We start from the raw sequence: 18,406 nt of genomic DNA, 5'->3' as shown, positions 1-18,406 counted from the left end.
GCATGAACCAGACCGGCGTCACCGGCACGCACGACCGGAGGGGACGCCGGGTTCTCGCCATCCTGCTTCTCGCCTACATCTTCAACTTCATCGACCGTCAGATTATCGGCGTGCTCGCGGTGCCGATCAAGGCGGAGCTCGCGCTCACCGACACCCAGCTCAGCCTGATGGGCGGCCTCGCCTTCGCCCTCTTCTACAGCGGCATCGCGATCCCGGTAGCCTGGTTTGCCGACCGCAAGAGCCGGGTCAACATCATCGCCGTGTCGGTGGCCTTGTGGAGCCTGTTCACCGCCTTGTGCGGCGTCGCCCAGAATTTCTGGCACCTGTTCCTCGCCCGCATGGGCGTCGGCATCGGCGAAGCCGGCGGCGTGGCCCCTTCCTACGCACTGATCTCCGATTTCTACCCGAAGGCGCGGCGAGCGCGGGCGCTGGCCTTGTTCTCGCTCGGGATACCGATCGGGTCGGCGCTCGGGGTATTCTTCGGCGGCTGGATCGCCAGCAATCTCGATTGGCGCTCGGCCTTTCTGATCGTCGGGCTTGCCGGGCTGCCCGCGGCGCTGGCGGTCAAGCTCGGCATCCCCGAGCCGGTGCGTGGCGGCTTCGACACGGCCGACGGAAGCGCCAGCGCGGCGGCCCCGCCCTTCCCAAGGGTAGCGGCGACGCTCGCCCGAACGCCAAGCTTCTGGCTGCTCTCGTTCGGCGCCGCCTCGGGATCGATCCTCGGCTACGGCCTGATCTTCTGGCTGCCGTCCTTCTTCAGCCGCAGCTTCGGCCTCAGCCTTATCGAGGTGAGCTGGTTCTACGGCTCGATCGTCCTGGTCGGCGGCGTCGCGGGCACGTGGCTCGGCGGCTGGATCGGCGATCGGACCGGTCCGTCCAACCCGGCCTCCTACGCGCGAATCCCCGCGATCTGCTTCCTGATCGCCGCCCCGGCTTTCGCTTTCGGACTGTTCGCGCCTTCCCTGCCGATCGCCTGGATCCTGTTCGCGATCGGCCAGATGCTGGCCCTTGCCTGGCTCGGGCCGGTGATCGCCGCCGTCCAGCACATCGTTCCGCCCAACATGCGCGCGACCGCGTCGGCCAGCTTCCTGTTCATCAACAACCTGATCGGCATCGGCTTCGGAATCTTCTTCCTCGGCTTCATGTCGGATCGGATGACCGCCCTTCACGGTCAGGATTCGCTGCGCTGGTCGATCCTCTACGGCCTCGTATTCTACCTGCTGAGCGCCGCACTCTACTTCGTCGCCTCGAAGCGGCTGGAGCGGGACTGGTATCGCGGCTGACCACCTCGTTCAGTCGCCCCCGGTCGGTCCCGGGATCGGAGTCCGCAGATATTTGCGCTCGGGCACCGGCGCTCCGGCAAGGCGGGCAAGCTGGGGTGCGAGATCCTTCTCCGGGATGACCACTTCGATGAGCGCAGGCACATCGGTCAGTGACTCGATGTCTTTGAGCGCATCGGCCAGCGCGTCCCTGCTGTCGACGCGAAAGCCGCGCGCGCCGAATGCCTTGGCAAGGGAAAGGTAATCCCACACCGGAAGCACGTCGAACGGGGCGAAGCTGCCTTGCGGCGTGAAGGCGTCGATGTTCACGAACGCCTGCTCGATCGCATAGCCCTTGTTGCTCATCACGAAGACGGCGGCCGGAATTCCGGCCCGTACCAGGCTCGACAGCTCCTGACAGATCATCATGAAGCCGCCGTCGCCGGCGACCACGAACGGCCGCTTGCCGGATCCAAGCGCGACTCCGAGCGCGCAGCCGGTCTCGTGCCCGAGCGAACCCCAGGCGGCCTGCGCCACGAAGCCGTTCTGCCGCAGTCCGAAAAGGTTGCCGAACACGTAGAGTGACGTGCTCTCGCCGAGGACCAGCACGATATCGTCCAGCAATGCCCGTTCTTTCAGCCAGTCGGTTAGCTGGCGATAAAAACGGGTGTAGGTGAGCGGACCGGCGGCGTCCGAGGCCTCGGGATCGTCATCCTCGGCAATTGCCGCCCAGCATCGGCGCGGAAAGGCTGGATCCGCCTCGAACCGCTCTGCTAGATTCTGCAGGAAATCGCGCAGGGCCACGCCGGGATAATAAGCCCAGCCGACCCGCGCTTCCTCGTAATTCACCTCGATCATGTCGCCGAAGCTCGATCCCATGATGTCGAGATAGTCGTCGGTGATGATCGTGCCGAGGGCAATCGGGCAATCGCAGCGGGTCATCGCCTCGCGTGTCCCCGCGGGCGACGCCGGGCCGGCATAGGTGCCGATGAATTGCGGCTGCGCTTCGTCGAGTACGGTCTTGCCGAGGCTGGTGGTGGTGAACGGCAGTCCGCTCGCGTCGACGATCCTTTGCAGCAGATCCTGGAGGCCGAAGCGCTGGATGTCTATTCCGGCCCAGAGCACGGGACGTTCGGCGGCTGAGATCCGCGTCCAGGCGGCATCGACCAACGCCGCCAGCGCGTTCGAATCGCTGGTCGCCTCGATCGGCGCGAGCGCCCCTTGCGGCCGCGCGCAGCCCATCACCCAGACATCCTGCAGCACCTCGATATAGATTGGGCGGCGGTGGCTGAGCATGGCAATCAGTGCGGCGTCGATCTGCGCCGGTGCCAGCACGGGGTCTTCGACGATCAAGGACGCGACCGTCACCTGCGCGAAGATGTCGCGGTCGGCGTCGAGATCGCCGGTCGAATGGTGAAAGAGGATGCTCTCCGTCGTCTCGAGCGCTCGGTCCTTGGTTGAAGGGCTGGCGGAGATGAAGGCGACCGGCACCCGTTCGACGAACGCCCCGGCGGCGCAATTGAGGGCCGAAAAGGTGCCCACGCCATATTGCACGCAGGCCGCGCCGATGCCGCGGAAGCGGGCATAGCCGTCGGCAGCATAGCCGCTGCCGAGCTCGTTTATGTTGGGCACTCGCACGATCCCCGGCATACCGTCGAGCGCATCGAGGAAGTGCGACGCATAGTCGCCCGGCACCGCGAAGACGTGGCCGAGCCCGCATTGGGCGAGACGGTCTGCCAGATATTGGGCGACGCTGTAGGCAGCGGGCGCGGGCGCGGCGGCGGCCATCAGCTGATCTGCTTTCGGCCGAAGCAGCTCGGAGTTGCCGCCTGCAGCACGTCGGCGGTGTCGAAGCTCCGGAGGCAGCCCTCGATTTCTCCGCAGCCGCCCTCCGGCGCCGGCATCAATTGATAATTGGGGTCGAGCCATCTCGGCGGCGTCAGGCCCATATGAGTCTGCAGCATCTGCTCGGCGGTGGTGAGCGAGCCTTCGACCCAGCCCTGGCCGTAGGAATAAGCCTCACCGACGATGTGCACGTCCTGGTCGGGAAGCGGCTTCAGCATCTGCCACATGATCTTGTCGAGCCGGTAGCCGGCCTTCCACTCGTGCCAGCCCCCGCCATAGGGATCTTCGTTCCACGTATGGTAGACCGCCGCATAAGGCATCGGGATCGATGGCAGCGCGTGGACCGTAGCGATCTGGGCGTTCGCGACCTCCACCATCAGGCGGGTGGCGCGATAAGGCGTGATCGGCACGGCCTCGTCCGGACTTTCGGCAATGCAGGGATTGTTCGGCCCGATATAGGGCTCGCCGATCTCCAGTCCCTTCCAGAACGGCACCGTCGAAATGTCGTTATAGCTTGCCATGAGGAGCGAGTTCATCGTCGGATCGCCGCCCGATTGCTCGCCCTCGGTGCCGAAATAGAAGATCTGCCGCACCGGCAGATCGGTCACCGAGCGGCCGGCGACCAGGCCCAGGCTGCGCCACCAGGGTTGCTGATAGGCCATGAACAGCTTGAAGGCGCTCTGGATCAGCACCGAACCGAGGCTGCTCTTCAGCGGCTCGGCCTCGAACATGTCGCTCTTGACCAACTCCAGCGATCGCCGCGGCAAAGCGAGCACCAGGGACTTGGCCCGAACCACGATCGGATCGGCAGCGCCCATCCGGGTGGCGGCATTCTCCGTCACCGTCGGCTGAAAGACCAGTTCGTACCGATACTTCCCGTCGCCGATCCGGATCTCCTTGAGGCAGTGATTCATGAAGATGCGCGATCCGGCGGCCAGGTTGCCGCCGGGCAGAGCGTTGAAGCGTTTGGCAAGCGTCAGCGGCAGCGCCTGATAGCCGTCACACAGAGTGAGATACTGGGTCTCGTCGCCATATTCGGTCGCCGGCAGCTGGGTTACCGCATTGGCGTTGGCGACGTTGGCATCGTAGCCGCCGGCATCCTTCATGAACTGATAGCCCTCGTTCGAGAGCACACGGAACATCAGGTCCCAGAAGCCGTATTTCCACATCGGCTGGCCGAAGACCTTGATCTTCATCTGGTCGCACAGCGACAGGTCGGCGAAGCCGGGATAGATGTTGTTCATCACCTGCACCTGCAGGTTGGTCGGGCCGAGCCCGCGTTCCGACCAGGCCATGTTGTAGGGCACCTTGGCGGGATCGGAGAGCTCGTGCAGCCGCATGTGGCGGCCGCGCAGGTAGAAAAGGTTGCAATTGGCGCCGACCGGATCGGGTGCGCCCATCGGGAAGTTGCGGGTCGGAAGCTTCAGATGGTCGACGAGATCCGCCACCATCTTGTGGGAATCGGGAATGTAACGCATGCCGCCGAGCTCGGCCTTGAGGCTCGGCACGCCGGGCACGGTGACCGAATAGAGGCGGCCGCCGATGCGATCACCATATTCGAAAAGCCCGATGCTGGCGTCGGCGCCGCGATCCTGCTGGAGACGCCAGGCCGTATACGCTCCGGCAACGCCGCCGCCGATCACCGCATAATCGAGATCCATGTCCCCTCCCTGCCGAGCGGACGCGACCCCTCACGCCTTCACCATGCTCGATCGAGGAAGATTAAGGCCATTCGTCTGGAAAACGGCGCAGGGACTGATCCGTTTTCGAGCGAATGCTCAGGTCGCGAAACCCGGATCGAGGCGGTAGGCCTTGCGCAGCAGCGCCGGCCAGGCGAGCGCTCCCGCGGCCATCTTGAGGCCCATCTTGCCTTGCTGGGCGGTGACCTCGGGCGCCCCTTGCGGCGGATTGTTGAGATTGGCCGCGCCGGCGGACAGCGCCAGGATCTGGGCTTCGCAGGCGCGCTCGAGGAAATAGATTTTGAGGAAGGCCTCGCCCACCGTTTCACCGACCGCCAGGGTGCCGTGGTTGCGCAGCAGCATCGCGCTTTTCTCGCCGAGGTGGGCGACGAGACGCTCGCGCTCGTCGAGATCGACCGCCACCCCTTCATAATCATGGTAGGCGACCTCGTCGCGGATCAGCATCGCCGTTTGCGTGATCGGCAGCAGGCCTTCGGCATGCGCACTGACCGCCTGGCCGTGCGGCGTGTGCAGATGGATCACCGCCTGGGCATCGTCGCGGGCCATGTGGATCGCCGAATGGATGGTGAAGCCCGCCGGGTTGGTGATGAACGCGGTCGGCCCGACCGGGAGACCGTGCAGATCGACCTTGACCAAGCTCGATGCGGTCACCTCCTCGAACATCAGATTATAGGGGTTGAGCAGGAAGTGGTGTTCGGGCCCGGGTATCCGCGCCGACAAATGGGTGAAGATCAGGTCGTCCCAACCGAAATAGGCGATCAGGCGGTAAGCGGCGGCGAGATCGACGCGCACCTTCCACTCCGCGTCGCTGACTTGACCCTGAAGCGATGGAATCTCGATTGAGGCCATCGGCGAGACCTCCGCCATTCCCCGGTTGATCGCATCGACCCGGCCCATTCCGCCTCTCCTCTCGTCTTTGGTCCGCTATAGCGGCCGCCGCTCAGGGCGCAAAGCGGTCCGGATGCGCCGCCGCAAAGGGGCTGAGAGCATTTGCCTCGGCATCGACCCGCACGAGCAAAGGATAGGCCTCGAGCGGTACCGCGAACCGCCGCGCATTGAACATCTGCGGCACCAGGCACACGTCTGCCAGGGTCGGCGTATCGCCGAACAGAAAGCGCCCGGCCCGATCCTGCGCCAGCGCTTCCAGCCCGGCGAGTCCCTCGGCGACCCAGTGGCGGTACCAGGCGTCGCGCACGTCCTGCGGCTGGCCGAGCGGTCCGGCGAGATGCTTCAGCACCCGCAAATTGTTGAGCGGATGGATGTCGCAGGCGATGGCCAGGGCCAGCGCCCGGACGTGAGCACGATCGAACGGATCAGCGGGCAGCAAAGCGGGTTCGGGATGCGCCGCGTCCAGCCACTCGATGATCGCGAGGCTTTGGGTGAGGCGGCGGCCGTCGACCTCGAGCGAAGGCACCAGACCTTGCGGATTGCGGGCGCGATAGGCCTCGGCGCGCTGCGCTCCTTCCAGAAGGTTGATTTCGACGCGCTCGTATTCGACCGCTTTCATCGCCAGGGCGATGCGCACGCGATAGGAAGCGGAGGACCGGAAATAATCGAACAACAAGGGGCGAGCCATCCCGTGAGGGTAACGCCCTCGCTTGGAGGCGACAATCTTTTGAGTCTTTGCTCGCCGCGTTGACCGGCCGTTAACCAGCCATCGTCAAGATGACGCCGGGGACCATCGGGCTGCGGTCAGAGGGGAAAATCGGTGACTTTCGGATCGTCCGTCGGCTTCGCACCCGGCGGGGGAGCGCGCCAGGATGAGAATCAGAGGGCCGCTCCGCGTACAAATCTGATGCTTTCCGCCTCGATCGAGGCGGGCCCGCTGACCGCGCCCGTTCGGATCCGCAATCTTTCGGAGACCGGCGCCGCACTGGAAGGCGCAGCATTGCCGCACGTCGGCGCCTCCTTCACCCTTCGCCGACTCGACATTTCCATCGGCGGCACGGTGATGTGGATCGCCGGCGGCCGCTGCGGCGTGCAGTTCGACGGCAGAACCTGCGTACCCGACTGGATCTCGGGCACGCGTTCGTCGCTAAGCGGCACTCGCGACCAGACCCACGTCGACACCATTCAGGCCGCGATCCGCACCGGATCGGGCTTCGTGCCGACGTCGGCGGCGCCCCAGCCCACGCCCTTGCAGGCCGATCTCGACTCGCGCCTGTCTCAGGAACTCGCCTTCGTTCGGCGATTGCTCGAACAGCTTGGCGAGGAGCTTTCGGACGAACCCGCCGTCCTCGCCCGGCATATGCGCGCGTTGCAGAGTTTCGATCTCGCCGGACAGATACTCGGCCATATCGCAAACATCCTGGTGGCGGACGATCGCGCGACGGCCGTCAATGCGATCGGCATGGAGGATCTTCGCGGGCGCCTCCTGCGCAAGCCGGTCGCTCAGTAACATTCCCAATCCAGGCGGGGACTTTCCCTATCTGTATTGATACGGAAGTGACGGCGTGCGGCAGACAGGTCACTCTCTCCCCATAGAGAGAGGAAAACCGATGAGGACCTACAGCATCGTGATCGTGACCGCGGAAGGCGCCGAAACCCGGCGCTATGTTCGCTACGACAACGATCTCCAGGTTATCCGCGACTGGCTTCGCGTCCCGGGTGCCCGGAGCGTTCGCATCCTCTGCGGCGACCGGCCGCTCGCCTCCAATTACGAGCAGTACGAGCTCGCCGCCTGATACGTCCCCGGCGGAAATGGCCGCTGGGCTCAGAAGCGGCGCTGCGCCCCGTCGCGAGACCCCATCAGGTACAAAGTGCAGTGGCTGCGCAGTGCCGCAGCTTCCGTCTTCGACATCGCGAACGCATCGGTAAGCGCGCCGAAGAAGGCTGCGGGATCGCGCGACTTGCTGCCGGCGCGGCAGACGGTGGAAATCGCATCATAGTCGCTGGCCAGCGCCTTGCGCGCCGAAGATGCGCCTTGCGCGGCGATCGGCTTCCGAACCGGCCTTACCGCTTCGATCTCGCCTGAACGTCGAGCGCGGCGCGGTCCAGCCAGGGCAAAGCCTGCGATGATGCGAGCAGCGTTGCAAGAATGATCCTTGGAAATCCCCGATTGCTCCAGGCAACAGGGATGAACGAAATTGGTTAACGACCCGCTAACCATGAACCGGCCGGGGAACGGCTTCATTCAGGGCAGCATCGGTCGACATCCAGGATGCGGGCGATCGGCGCTGGTGTTCTCCGGCCTCTGCTTGCGCGAAGACCTTTCGGATCGGCGAAGCGCGGCTCGGTGACCAGCACCTGCACGTCCTGCGCAACAGGAGCGACATGGCTTGCCTGCGACGATCGCCGAGATCTCGCCCCCGTCGACTCTGGGCGCTTCGCGTTCGGATGGACCATTCCGCCGATCTCGTCCGGATCCAAGAGCCCATCTCCTCGAGATGGATCAAGAATGCTTGCGCGGAAAGACGCTTCTCGTCCATTGCACCGCCGCGCGACAGAACTACATTGCGTTTTGCAACGAAACCAAGTGCGTCCTGCGGCTTTCCGCATCCGTAACATCCTGAGCTCGGATCTTCCCGTTGGCCGCTTCGGCAGACTATCAGTTCAAGCCGCACGAGCGGCCGTTCCTGCCGGGCTCGCCGGCGACGCCGGACCATCCCATGTCCCGGCGGATGGCTTACATCGCCATCGGCGTGCTGATCGCGCTGACCAGCGGCTTCAGCAACGGCCTGCTGCTCGCCAATCTGCCGCAGATCCAGGGCTCCCTCGGCCTGACCCCGGTTGAAGGCGGCTGGCTGACGGCGGCCTATTCGATGACCAACGTCTGCACGAGCTTCGTGCTGATCAAATTCCGCCAGCAGCTCGGATTGCAGCGGATCACCCGCGTCTTTCTGCTCGGCTTCGTCGGTCTGAACGGCGTCCAATTGTTCGTGCACAGCTATGGCATGGAGCTTGCGGTGCGGGCGGCGAGCGGCGTCCTCGCGAGCGGTTTCACCCCGCTAGGCTTCTTCTACATCATGCAGGGCATGTCGGCGAAAGCGCGAATGTCCGGCATGATCATCGGCATCGGCTTGACCCAGGTCGCGCTGCCGCTCGCCCGCGTGATATCGCCGCTGCTGCTCGCCGACGGCGACATCCAGAATCTGTACATCTTCGAGTTCGGCCTGAGCCTGATCTGCCTCGGCTGCGTCGCCCTGCTTCGACTGCCGCCGAGCGAGCGCATGCAGGTGTTCGAGAAACTGGACGTCCTCACTTTCCTGCTGTTCGCGCCGGGCGTGATGCTGCTGATCGCCGTGCTGGTGCAGGGGCGGATCGTCTGGTGGACGACGCCGTGGCTCGGTTATGCCGTGGCCGGAGCAATCCTTCTGGTCGGCGCCGCCATGCTGATCGAGCATAATCGCGCCAATCCGATGCTCAACACCCGCTGGATCGCCAGCCGCGACGTGCTTCGCTTCGCGATGATCGCCGCATCGATGCGCATCCTGCTCGGCGAGCAGAATTACGGCTCGATCGGTTTGCTGAGCGCCGTCGGCATGGGGCAGGATCAACTCGTTTCCTTCTACCTGGTGGTGACGGTGGCGACGATCGCCGGACTGGCGATCGGCGTGGCCACGATGAACCCGCTCGATCTGCTGCGGCAGATCGTGATCTCGATCGCGTTGATCGGTATTGCCGCCTGGCTCGATGCGGATGCGAGCAACCTCACCCGACCCGCCAACCTCTACATCACCCAGGCGATGATCGCCTTCGCCGCCATCTTCTTCTTGGGGCCGACGATGATGGGCGGCGTCCTGCGCGCGATCGCCAAGGGGCCGAGCCACATGGTCAGCTATTCCGCCGTCTTCTCGCTGTCGCAGACCGTCGGCGGCCTCGGCGGAACCGCCTTGCTCGGCACCTTCCAGATCGTGCGCGAAAAATATCACAGCCACGAGCTCGTCCAGTCGATCGTGATGAGCGATCCGCAGGTCGCGACCCGCATCCAGCAGATCGGCGGCGCCTACGCCAAGGTCGTCACCGATCCGGTGCTTCGCCAGGTGCAGGGCGCCGGCCTGTTGTCGCAGCAAGTCACGCGCGAGGCGAACATCCTAGCGTTCAACGACGTTTTCATGCTGATCGCGATCCTCGCCGGCCTCGCCTTCCTGTGGCTCGGCGGACGCTGGCTCGTGTTGCGCATCCGCGGAGTCAATCCGCTCGGCCCCGAACTCGCCGCCCTCCAGAAGATGATGGCCAGCAGACGATGACAGACGATAGAACAGCCTCGCCGTCTCCGGCCCCGGCAAGTCCACCCCCACCGACTCCCGCAACCCAGGAGCGGCTGGAGGATCCGGTCGAAAGCCCGGCGGCGCCGGAGACGCGCGCTCGCGGCTGGGCACCGCCCCGATCGGGTCTCGCCATGACCGCCTTGTTCGTCGCCCTGTTGATCGGCGGCGCGCTTCTTGCGCTTTATGCCTGGGGGATCGGCCCGTTTTCGGGTGCCGTGCAAACCACCGACAACGCCTATGTTCGCGGTCAGACGACGGTGATCGCGCCGCAGGTCAACGGCTATGTCGTCGAAATGCTGGTCCAGGATTTCCAGCATGTGGAGGCGGGCCAGCCCCTTCTCCGCATCGACGATCGTATCTACCGGCAACGGGTTCAGCAGGCGCGGGCCAATCTGGATGCGCAGATTGCGAGTCTCAACAATTCGCAGCAGAGCGCCCGGTCGAGCCAGGCTTCGGTCGCGGGTCAGGAGGCGGCGATCGCCAATGCGCGGGCGCAACTGCAGCGGGCGCAGGCCGACATGCGCCGCGTCAACGAACTCGTCGCCCAGGGATCGGTTTCGCTGCGCGAGCGTGATCAAACCCTCGCTACTTTGCGGCAGGCCGAAGCCGGCGTTCGCCAGGCGCAGGCCCAGCGCACCATCGCTCAGGAACAGGTGCGGACGGTGGAGGTCGGACGCGGCGGGCTGGAAGCGGCGGTCGAGAACGCCCGCGCCGCCCTGCGGCTTGCCGAGATCGATCTCGCCAACACCGTCATCAGGGCGCCGCAAGCGGGCCAGGTCAGCGAACTCGGCGTGCGGCTCGGCCAATATGTTTCCGCCGGCACCCAATTGGTGTTCCTGGTTCCGACCAACGTCTGGGTGGTCGCGAACTTCAAGGAAGCGCAGACCGCGAAGATTGCGCCAGGCCAGAGGGCAGTGTTCAGCGTCGACGCGCTCGGCGGTGCCGAGCTGACCGGCCGGGTGCAGCAGCTCGCGCCGGCAGCAGGGAGCGAATTTTCGGTGATCCGGCCGGACAATGCGAGCGGCAATTTCGTCAAGGTGGCGCAGCGCATCGCAGTGCGGATCGCGATCGATCCGGGTCAGCCGCTCGCGCAAAGGCTGCGTCCGGGCATGTCGGTGGAAGCCCGTATCGACACGGATGCTGCCCCCGCGGCAGGAGTCCGGCGTTGAGGCTTCCTGCGGCTCTGACGCTTGTGCTGCTCGCGGCGGGCTGTGCCGGGCGTTCCCCGGCACCGGTGCCTGCGGAGGCGGCGGTCAACGCTCCGGCGGCGTGGCGGACCAGTGCCGGTCCGACCGCACCGATCGAGCGACAATGGTGGCAGGCTTTCGGCGATCCTGTGCTGGCCGCGCTGATCGAGCGCGCGCTTGCCAACAATCCCGATATCGGCACCGCCGCGGCACGGGTCCGCGAGGCGCGCGCGCAGGAACGGCTTGCGCGCTCGCAACTCGTCCCCAGCCTCGATCTCGGCGCCGGCACCACCTACGGGCGCAGCGTCAGCGCCTTGGGACAGCCGACAGAAAGCGTGTCGGTGCAGCCGCTCTTCCAGGCCGCATACGAGCTCGATCTGTTCGGACGGATCGACCAGCAGGTCGCGGCGGCGCGCGCAGGGACGGCCGCGGCCGAAGCCGGACGGGAGACCGTTACCCTCTCCATCGCGGCGGCGACCGCAAGCGGCTACATCACCTTGCGAGGACTGGACGCCCGGCTCGGCATCGTCCGCGAAACCCTGGCCTCGCGGGCCGAGGCGCTCCGCATCGCTCGCAATCGCGCCGAAGTCGGCTACACGTCGGAGCTGGAGCTGCGGCAGGCCGAAGCGGAATATGAAGCGACGGCGCAGATCGTGCCGCAGGTCGCGCTGGCGGTCAGCCGGCAGGAGAATGCGCTGAGCCAGCTGCTCGGCGAGTCGCCCCGCGCGATCGAGCGCGGGGTGACACTTGCCGCCTTGCGTCAGCCGCCGATCCCCGACGGCCTTCCGGCCGATCTGCTCCGCCGCCGCCCCGACATCGCCCAGGCCGAATTCACGCTCGCCGCTTCGGACGCGACTCTGGCGTCGGCACGGGCGCAATTCCTGCCGCAGATCCGGCTCACCGGAACGGCGGGCGGCGTGCTCTCCTCGGCGCTCGGCGATCCGATTTCACTCTGGTCGCTCGGCGGCAGCATCCTCGCGCCGATCTTCAACGGCGGACGAATCCAGGCGCAGGTCGACACCGCCGCCGCCCGGCGCGACCAGGCTGCGTTCGCCTACCGGCGCACCGCCCTCGTCGCGTTCCGGGAGGTGGAGGACAATCTCGCCGCGGTGCGCCGTCTTGCCGAGCAGCGTGTTCGGCTGGAGGCCCAGCGCCGGGCGGTCGCGGAAGCGCTGCGCCACGCCACCAACCGGTACCAGGCCGGCTATTCACCCTATCTCGAGCAACTCGATGCGCAGCGCGCCTTGCTCAACGTCGAGCTCACGCTCATTCAGATAGAGGCGGATCAGCTGAATGCCCTGGTGGCGCTCTATCAGGCGATGGGCGGCGGCTGGACGGGACTGGCCATGTCCGCGCAATAGCCCCGTTCGATGTCGTGCGTGGCGACGCGTGCCGCGCCGAGCGCGGCGGCAATCACGCCAAGCGCCGCAGCGGGATCGTTGCGGCGGCCGCACATGAAGATGTCGATCGCCGCGTAGCCATGCTCCGGCCAGCTGTGGATCGAGATGTGCGATTCCGCGAGCAAGGCGACGCCGGTGATGCCCTGCCCCGGCCCGAAACTGTGCAGAAGCACCTCGATCAGATGTGCCCCCGCGGCGGCGGCGCCGCCCACCAGAGCGGCGCGAACCAGGGCAAGATCGTCGAGGCCCGAGCAGCCGTGAAGGTCGGCGATGAGGTGGCGGCCCTGATAGGGCTCGGCGGATGCGATCGTCATAACAGGCTTTCGAACCGATGGCCGAGGTGGCGCATCGCGGCTTCGGCGGCGCGCGTGCCGTGATAATGCGCCTCTTCGAACAGGGAGAGGCCGCTGAGATCGGAGTGGGCGAGGAAGACCGGCGGGCGGGTCTGCAACGCGCGCGGCGCCGATCCCCAGATGAAGCCGGGCACCGGCCGCACCATCGCATGGCCCCAGCGCCAGATGTCGATCGATCTGATCGCGCCTTCCAGTTCCGGGTTCATCAGCAGGAGATCGTCCTCCACGATACGCTGCCATTCCGCGACCGGTCGCTCGAGCAATTGGCGCCGTCCCTGCGCCGGCGGCAGCGTCGACAGCGGCATGTACCAGGTCAGCACCGAGCCGGCGGTGCGGGCATCCGGCCCCTGGTGGGTGGCCACCACATAGCCGAGCGATTCGCTGGTTGCAGAGACGTTGTCCCAAGCGAGCGGCGCGCCCTTTCCCGCGGGCAGGCGATCGACGGTGACGTTCGCGACCAGCCAGGGCGCATAGCTGAACGCCGGATCCGGACGCACTTCTGCCGGTGCCACGCGCGCAGCGACGAAATGCGGCATCGCCAGTATCAGCGCCTGCGCATCGGTCCGGATCGTCTCCCCACGTGCCACATCGAAGCTGTCGACGAGGACCCGCCCCGCGTCTCGCTGGACGCCGTGGACGATCCGGCCCGGCCGGACTCGGCCGGAGAAGCGGTTCGCCATGGCGCGGGCCAGATGCGCATTGCCCTCGGGCCAGGTCAGCACCTTGTCCCCGGCCCCATCGGCCGCCCAGCCTCGGCGTCCGGCGAAATAATGGATGCCGGCCCAGGCGGAGACGTGATCGAGTTCGCATCCGTAATCGTCGCGCATGGCATAACGCAGATGTGCGCGCAGAACGGGCGAGTGCAGATTGCGGCCGTCCAGCCAATCGCGAAATGAGATCGTGTCGAGCGCGAGCAGGTCGGGATCGCGCGAGCTGTAGGCGGCAGGGATGGTGAAGGCAGCCCGGCCGTCGCGGCCTCTTTGCGCGGAGAAGCCCGCCACGGCCGCGTCGAACGCGGCCAGGTCGGCGCGATCCTGCTGTCCGATGCCGGTGCGCGGGATCAACCCTTCGTGCCAGCGCCCCTGATGGAGCAGGCGCTCCTCGAGGTCGGCGCAGATCTGGTACGGATCGTAGACCGGCAGGCCGTCTTTCTCGCCGACGATCATCCCGAGCCGGCCGAGCAGATGGCGCAGCGCCCGCGCATCCTGATTGGCGACCGGGAGATAATGCGCACCGAGCGGATAGGCGGACACCGCGTTCCGGCCCGCCCGCGCATTGCCGCCGGTTTCGTCTTCCAGTTCCAGCAGGAGGAAATCGTCATAGCCGGCTTCCGCCAGGCTCCATCCCGCCGAAAGGCCTGCAATGCCGCCGCCGGCGATCACCGTCCCGGCCTGTTCCGACCGGCTCGGCGGCGGAAACGACCCCTTGGCGAGCCGGTGCCCGCGCGCGAGATCGGCGCCCGCCAGCGTTCCCGGCGTGGCGCGCCGCCGCAGCGCGGCCCACCCCGCCCCGGCAATCGCCGCCGCGCCGGCGGCGCCGCCGATCAGCGCCCGCCGGCTAAGCTTCATAGCGGCTCCACTCCTCCTCGAAGAGCCGAACGAGCGCCTGGTTGTCGAGCCGGTTCACCGGCGCCGGCCGCCGCGCCATGTCGGGCGGGAAATCGAACAGGCGCTCGGAAGTAGGCTGATCGAGAAAGCGTCCGGGGAGCACATGCGCGGTAGGCGCGATCGGTCCGTTCGCCGCGAGGATGAAACCCCATTCGCCGAAGCTCGGCACGTAGACGTGATAGGGCCGGGTCTGCAGCCCGGTCGCTTCCAGGGTCGTCGCCACCGTCCAGAACGCCTTCGGCGCCACCAGCGGCGAAGTGCTTTGGACGACGGCGATGCCGCCGGGCGCGATCAGGCGCTTGAGTTCGCGATAGAAGCTTTCGGTGTAGAGCTTGCCGACCGAGAAATCGACCGGATCGGGAAAGTCGACGATTACCGCGTCCCATTGCGCCCGCGCTTCGCGTGCCCAGCGAAAGCCGTCGGCATTGATCACGCGCATGCGCGGATCGGTCAGCGATCCGCGGTTGAGCGCCGTCAGCATCGCGGTGCGCGAGAACAATCTGGTCATATCGGGATCGAGATCGACCAGGGTAAGGCTGCGCACCTCCGGATGGCGAAGGACCTCGCGCGCGGCGAGGCCGTCGCCGCCGCCGAGAATGAGCACGCGGCGTGGCCTGGCGACCCGGGCGAGCGCCGGCTGCACCAGCGCTTCGTGATAGCGATATTCGTCGCGCGAGGAGAATTGGAGGTTGCCGTTGAGGTAGAGCCTGAGATCGTCGCCGCGACGGGTGAGCACGATCCGCTGGAAGCGGCTCGACACCGCGTAGACGACCGGCTCCTGGTAGCTCGCCACCTCGGCCCAGCGCTGGAGACGGTCGGAGGCGACGAAACCGGCGCCGAGCACGATAAGGACAATGACTGCCGCCAGCTTCTCGAGCTTGAAACGGCCGGCCTCGCGCATCACGAACAGCAGGGCGAGCGCGACCGCCGCGTTGGCGATGCCGAACAGGAAGCCCGTCCTGACCATCCCGAGATAGGGCATCAGGATCAGCGGAAACAGCAGCGAGGCGGCGAGCGCGCCGACATAGTCGAAGGTCAGGACGCTCGACACCACTTCGCGGAAATCCACATCCCGCAGGATCCGCATCAGCAGTGGGATTTCGAGGCCGACGAAGAAGCCGATCGCCAGCACCAGAGCGTAGAGCGCGACCCGGAAATGATCGATCATCGGGAAGAGCAGGAACAAGGCGGCGGCCGAGCAGCCGCCGAGCAGCGCGATCAGCAGTTCGACTCGGACGAAGAGGCGCAGCTCGTTGCGGCGAACGTAGCGCGAGCACCAGCTGCCGATCCCCATCGCGAACAGATAGGATCCGATGACCGTCGAAAATTGGGTAACGCTGTCGCCGAGCAGATAGGAGGCAAGCGTACTCGCCAGCAGTTCGTAGATGAGGCCGCAGGTCGCGACGACGAAGGCAGAGGCGAGCAGCGCCACGGCCGGGGCCGAGACGCCGTGGGCGCTTCTCGGCCGGCCGGCATCAGCCATGGATTGCGGCGGCGACGATGATCGCGAGGCCGAGCGCGACCAGGCCGGCGAAGATCGCCACCGCGTTGTTCTGCTTCTCGTTGATCTGCTCCCACAATTTTCCGGGCGTGAGCAGATCGAGGATGATGAAGCCGACGACGAAAACGACGATGCCGATCCCGGCGTAGAGCAGAGTGTTGAGCAGCACCGGCAGGGAGGTGACCATGTTCGTCTCCTATTTGTGGGTTGGGCCGTACATTCCGGCGCGGGGCCCGACCCGGCCGCCATCGGCGAAGGGGGACCAGGCATAGAAGCCCGAAGCGACGAAGATGCCGGTAATGGCGAGGCACCACAGGCCGTAGAGAAACAGGCGGCTGCTCATCAATCGTCGTCCGAACTGGTGAAGAGTTTGGCCACGCCGGTGCGGCCAACGTCGCTCTCGTCCTGCCGCGCCTGCTCGAACTTGACGTGGCGGTGGACGAAGAAGAGCAGCGGCAGAAGCAAGAAGATCAGGGCGATCAGCGCATTGCCGGGGAAGAAGGCGCCGGAGGAGATGGTGATCTGCAGGGTCTCGGCAGGCGCGGCGATCCCGAAATTCGGCGTCGAACCCCCGCTCCATTGCTGGCCGGAATAGTCGACAACGAGATCGTAGGTGCCGGCCGGAACGGCGGCGAGCTTCACCGTCGCGCTTCGGCTGCCCTCCGTCCAGTCGCCGTCCGAATCCCGTCCGGAATAGCGCTCCGCCAGGCCGTAGGCTTCGTAGGAGGCCTGGGTCTTGCGATCGACGAGCGCGTAATCGAGATCGACCCAGGCATTTTCCAACCCGGGCGCTTCGGCATCGATCGCGATCAGCTGGTGCGGCCTGGTGACCGTCACCGGGCCCAGCGTGGCCGTCCGGCTGGTACCGTCCAGCGCATAGGGAAGCGTTCCCCGGAATAGCACCGGCCCGGTCCCCATCAGGATCAGCAGCAGGCTGACGAACAGCGCCGCGCCCACGCCGATCCAGACCAGCTTCTTCATGTCGCCGACATAAGGGGAAGGCTGGTGCGGCAGCGGCGGCCACGGATTGCGCGGTGCACGGACCCCGAACGCGTCCCGTATCTCCCGCGGCGCGAGGAGCTCCGAACGGGTCCAGCTCACTTCCTGCCCATTCTGCTCACGCGAGAGCATGAAGCCGGGGCGGACCCAGTCGTCGGTTCGCACCTCCTCGCCGACCCGAACCCGCCAGTAGAATTCGCCGAGGACGTAATCGACCTGCGCCCGCCCTTCCTTGAAGAAGGGTTGGTAGTCCTCACGCCCGAGCCACAATGCTCCATGTTCCGCTTCGGGAGTCCGGGTCAGCATCTCGCCGAAGCTCCACCCGCGGCCGTTGGTGATCAACCAGCGATAGCCGTGATAGGGATTGAACAGCAGATATTCGGACCAGGGATAGGTGCCGCCTTCCGATCGCTCGACGTAGCCGATCGCCTCCCACTCCACCCCCTTCAGCCGGCCGCGCGTGCCGAGCGGGATTTCGAGCTCGGCGGCCTGCCGGTGATATTCGGTGATGAGGCGAACGTCCTCATTCGCGACGTCCAGCACGCTGCCGCAGTACAGGCAGGCGACGCTGACCGTATAGCCCGCCGCCTTGAGGTTGAGCGTGCCGCCGCAGGAGGGGCAGGACAGGGCCTTGGCGGCAGGTACCTCGGCCGCGGCGGAGACGAGTGGCTCAGGCGCCATAAGCGGGCACCTGCCATCCCTCGATCCGGCGCAGGCCGACCGGCGCCAGCTCGGCCAGCGTGACGTAGCGGCCGACATAAAGGTTCGCCTCCTGCCCGTCACGCTGGAGGCTTGCCGCGCTTCCGTCGGCCCCGCGCAGGTCGACGCTGTAGATCGTCCAGTCCTTGGGCGCGGTGAAGGGCAGTTCGCCCTCGGCGGCGATGCAGGTCGCATTGCGCGCGTCGACAATGGTCAGCTGCCTGCCCTCGACATCGGCGGACGTGCCGACCGCGATCCTGTCTCCGGCGGCGAGCCTGCGGATCAACTGGCTCTCGACCTTGGCGAGCGGCCATTCGCGCAGCAGCATATAGTGCCCCATCGCCTCCCCCAGCCAGGCATGCGTGCCGTCGCCGAACAGCAACAGCCATTCGTTCCAGCTGCCATCGGTCCAGCCCCAGCGCACCCGGCCGATCACGTCGAACGCAGCGCCCTCGAACCGGCCGCGCGTGCCGATCATGATCGGGCTCACGTCGAACGGCAGCACCGCCGCCTTCCCCGCCATGGTCAGCGCATCGCCGCTGCGCACGATCATCGTCCGGCAATAGTCGCAGATTCGGGCCGGCAGTGCCGGCGAGCGGAACGTCACGTCGGCCCCGCAATTCGGGCAGGCGAAGGTCTGCATTCC

Annotated in this window: 19 protein-coding genes; 6 read left to right on the top strand and 13 right to left on the bottom strand. The window is 66.4% G+C overall.

Annotated features, from left to right (window positions below; all coding sequences use genetic code 11):
- Positions 1-2: 2 nt before the first annotated feature.
- Positions 3-1,283, top strand: a complete 1,281-nt coding sequence (locus ETR14_RS13730) for an MFS transporter (RefSeq protein ID WP_129385386.1) — start codon at positions 3-5, stop codon at positions 1,281-1,283.
- A gap of 9 nt (positions 1,284-1,292) precedes the next feature.
- Here the strand turns inward: ETR14_RS13730 and ETR14_RS13725 are convergent, their stop codons facing one another.
- From ETR14_RS13725 to maiA, 4 genes are all read right to left on the bottom strand, one after another.
- On the bottom strand, positions 1,293-3,047 hold the full coding sequence (locus tag ETR14_RS13725) for an alpha-keto acid decarboxylase family protein (protein WP_129385384.1): 1,755 nt from the start codon (positions 3,045-3,047) through the stop codon (positions 1,293-1,295).
- Complete coding sequence (locus ETR14_RS13720; protein WP_129385382.1) at positions 3,047-4,765, bottom strand: FAD-dependent oxidoreductase; 1,719 nt, start codon at positions 4,763-4,765, stop codon at positions 3,047-3,049. The genes ETR14_RS13725 and ETR14_RS13720 overlap by 1 nt, the downstream gene beginning before the upstream one ends.
- 117 nt (positions 4,766-4,882) lie before the next feature.
- On the bottom strand, positions 4,883-5,653 hold the full coding sequence (locus ETR14_RS13715) for a class II aldolase/adducin family protein (RefSeq protein ID WP_129391850.1): 771 nt from the start codon (positions 5,651-5,653) through the stop codon (positions 4,883-4,885).
- Positions 5,654-5,744: 91 nt separating this feature from the next.
- Positions 5,745-6,380, bottom strand: coding sequence for a maleylacetoacetate isomerase (maiA, locus tag ETR14_RS13710; protein ID WP_129385380.1), 636 nt, complete (start codon positions 6,378-6,380; stop codon positions 5,745-5,747).
- 219 nt (positions 6,381-6,599) lie between these two features.
- On the opposite strand from maiA, the gene ETR14_RS13705 reads away from it, so the two are divergent.
- Together ETR14_RS13705 and ETR14_RS13700 are read left to right on the top strand one after the other, a co-directional pair.
- Positions 6,600-7,202: a PilZ domain-containing protein gene (locus ETR14_RS13705; protein ID WP_129385378.1), complete on the top strand. Its 603-nt coding sequence runs from the start codon at positions 6,600-6,602 to the stop codon at positions 7,200-7,202.
- A gap of 100 nt (positions 7,203-7,302) precedes the next feature.
- Complete coding sequence (locus ETR14_RS13700) at positions 7,303-7,488, top strand: hypothetical protein (protein WP_129385376.1); 186 nt, start codon at positions 7,303-7,305, stop codon at positions 7,486-7,488.
- A gap of 29 nt (positions 7,489-7,517) precedes the next feature.
- Here the strand turns inward: ETR14_RS13700 and ETR14_RS13695 are convergent, their stop codons facing one another.
- Together ETR14_RS13695 and ETR14_RS13690 are read right to left on the bottom strand one after the other, a co-directional pair.
- On the bottom strand, positions 7,518-7,937 hold the full coding sequence (locus tag ETR14_RS13695) for a hypothetical protein (protein ID WP_129385375.1): 420 nt from the start codon (positions 7,935-7,937) through the stop codon (positions 7,518-7,520).
- Entirely contained in the window at positions 7,934-8,173 is a 240-nt protein-coding gene (locus ETR14_RS13690) for a hypothetical protein (protein WP_129385373.1), read from the bottom strand. Before ETR14_RS13690 ends, ETR14_RS13695 begins: the two co-directional genes overlap by 4 nt.
- Before the next feature lie 158 nt (positions 8,174-8,331).
- On the opposite strand from ETR14_RS13690, the gene ETR14_RS13685 reads away from it, so the two are divergent.
- The 3 genes from ETR14_RS13685 to ETR14_RS13675 are packed head-to-tail and all read left to right on the top strand — an operon-like array spanning position 8,332 to position 12,562.
- Complete coding sequence (locus ETR14_RS13685) at positions 8,332-9,993, top strand: MFS transporter (protein WP_165356438.1); 1,662 nt, start codon at positions 8,332-8,334, stop codon at positions 9,991-9,993.
- Positions 9,990-11,183 (top strand): HlyD family secretion protein, encoded by a 1,194-nt coding sequence (locus ETR14_RS13680; RefSeq protein WP_129385371.1) that lies wholly within the window; start codon positions 9,990-9,992, stop codon positions 11,181-11,183. Before ETR14_RS13685 ends, ETR14_RS13680 begins: the two co-directional genes overlap by 4 nt.
- A complete protein-coding gene (locus ETR14_RS13675) occupies positions 11,180-12,562 on the top strand; it encodes an efflux transporter outer membrane subunit (protein WP_129385369.1) in 1,383 nt (460 codons plus the stop codon). The genes ETR14_RS13680 and ETR14_RS13675 overlap by 4 nt, the downstream gene beginning before the upstream one ends.
- Here the strand turns inward: ETR14_RS13675 and speD are convergent.
- From speD to ETR14_RS13645, 7 genes are read right to left on the bottom strand one after another with little or no spacing between them, the layout of a single operon-like run.
- Entirely contained in the window at positions 12,514-12,915 is a 402-nt protein-coding gene (speD, locus tag ETR14_RS13670; RefSeq protein ID WP_129385367.1) for an adenosylmethionine decarboxylase, read from the bottom strand. The genes ETR14_RS13675 and speD overlap by 49 nt on opposite strands.
- Complete coding sequence (locus ETR14_RS13665) at positions 12,912-14,522, bottom strand: FAD-dependent oxidoreductase (RefSeq protein ID WP_129385365.1); 1,611 nt, start codon at positions 14,520-14,522, stop codon at positions 12,912-12,914. Before ETR14_RS13665 ends, speD begins: the two co-directional genes overlap by 4 nt.
- Entirely contained in the window at positions 14,512-16,044 is a 1,533-nt protein-coding gene (locus ETR14_RS13660) for a polyamine aminopropyltransferase (RefSeq protein ID WP_129385363.1), read from the bottom strand. Before ETR14_RS13660 ends, ETR14_RS13665 begins: the two co-directional genes overlap by 11 nt.
- On the bottom strand, positions 16,037-16,249 hold the full coding sequence (locus tag ETR14_RS13655) for a DUF350 domain-containing protein (protein ID WP_129385361.1): 213 nt from the start codon (positions 16,247-16,249) through the stop codon (positions 16,037-16,039). Before ETR14_RS13655 ends, ETR14_RS13660 begins: the two co-directional genes overlap by 8 nt.
- Positions 16,250-16,258: 9 nt before the next feature.
- Entirely contained in the window at positions 16,259-16,405 is a 147-nt protein-coding gene (locus tag ETR14_RS28380; RefSeq protein ID WP_165356437.1) for a hypothetical protein, read from the bottom strand.
- Positions 16,405-17,742: a DUF4178 domain-containing protein gene (locus tag ETR14_RS13650; protein WP_165356436.1), complete on the bottom strand. Its 1,338-nt coding sequence runs from the start codon at positions 17,740-17,742 to the stop codon at positions 16,405-16,407. The genes ETR14_RS28380 and ETR14_RS13650 overlap by 1 nt, the downstream gene beginning before the upstream one ends.
- Complete coding sequence (locus ETR14_RS13645) at positions 17,732-18,403, bottom strand: DUF4178 domain-containing protein (protein ID WP_129385357.1); 672 nt, start codon at positions 18,401-18,403, stop codon at positions 17,732-17,734. Before ETR14_RS13645 ends, ETR14_RS13650 begins: the two co-directional genes overlap by 11 nt.
- Between the last annotated feature and the right edge of the window lie 3 nt (positions 18,404-18,406).

The sequence above is a fragment of the Sphingosinicella sp. BN140058 genome (assembly GCF_004135585.1).
Taxonomy (GTDB): domain Bacteria; phylum Pseudomonadota; class Alphaproteobacteria; order Sphingomonadales; family Sphingomonadaceae; genus Allosphingosinicella.
This window is presented reverse-complemented; position numbering and strand designations above follow the sequence as displayed.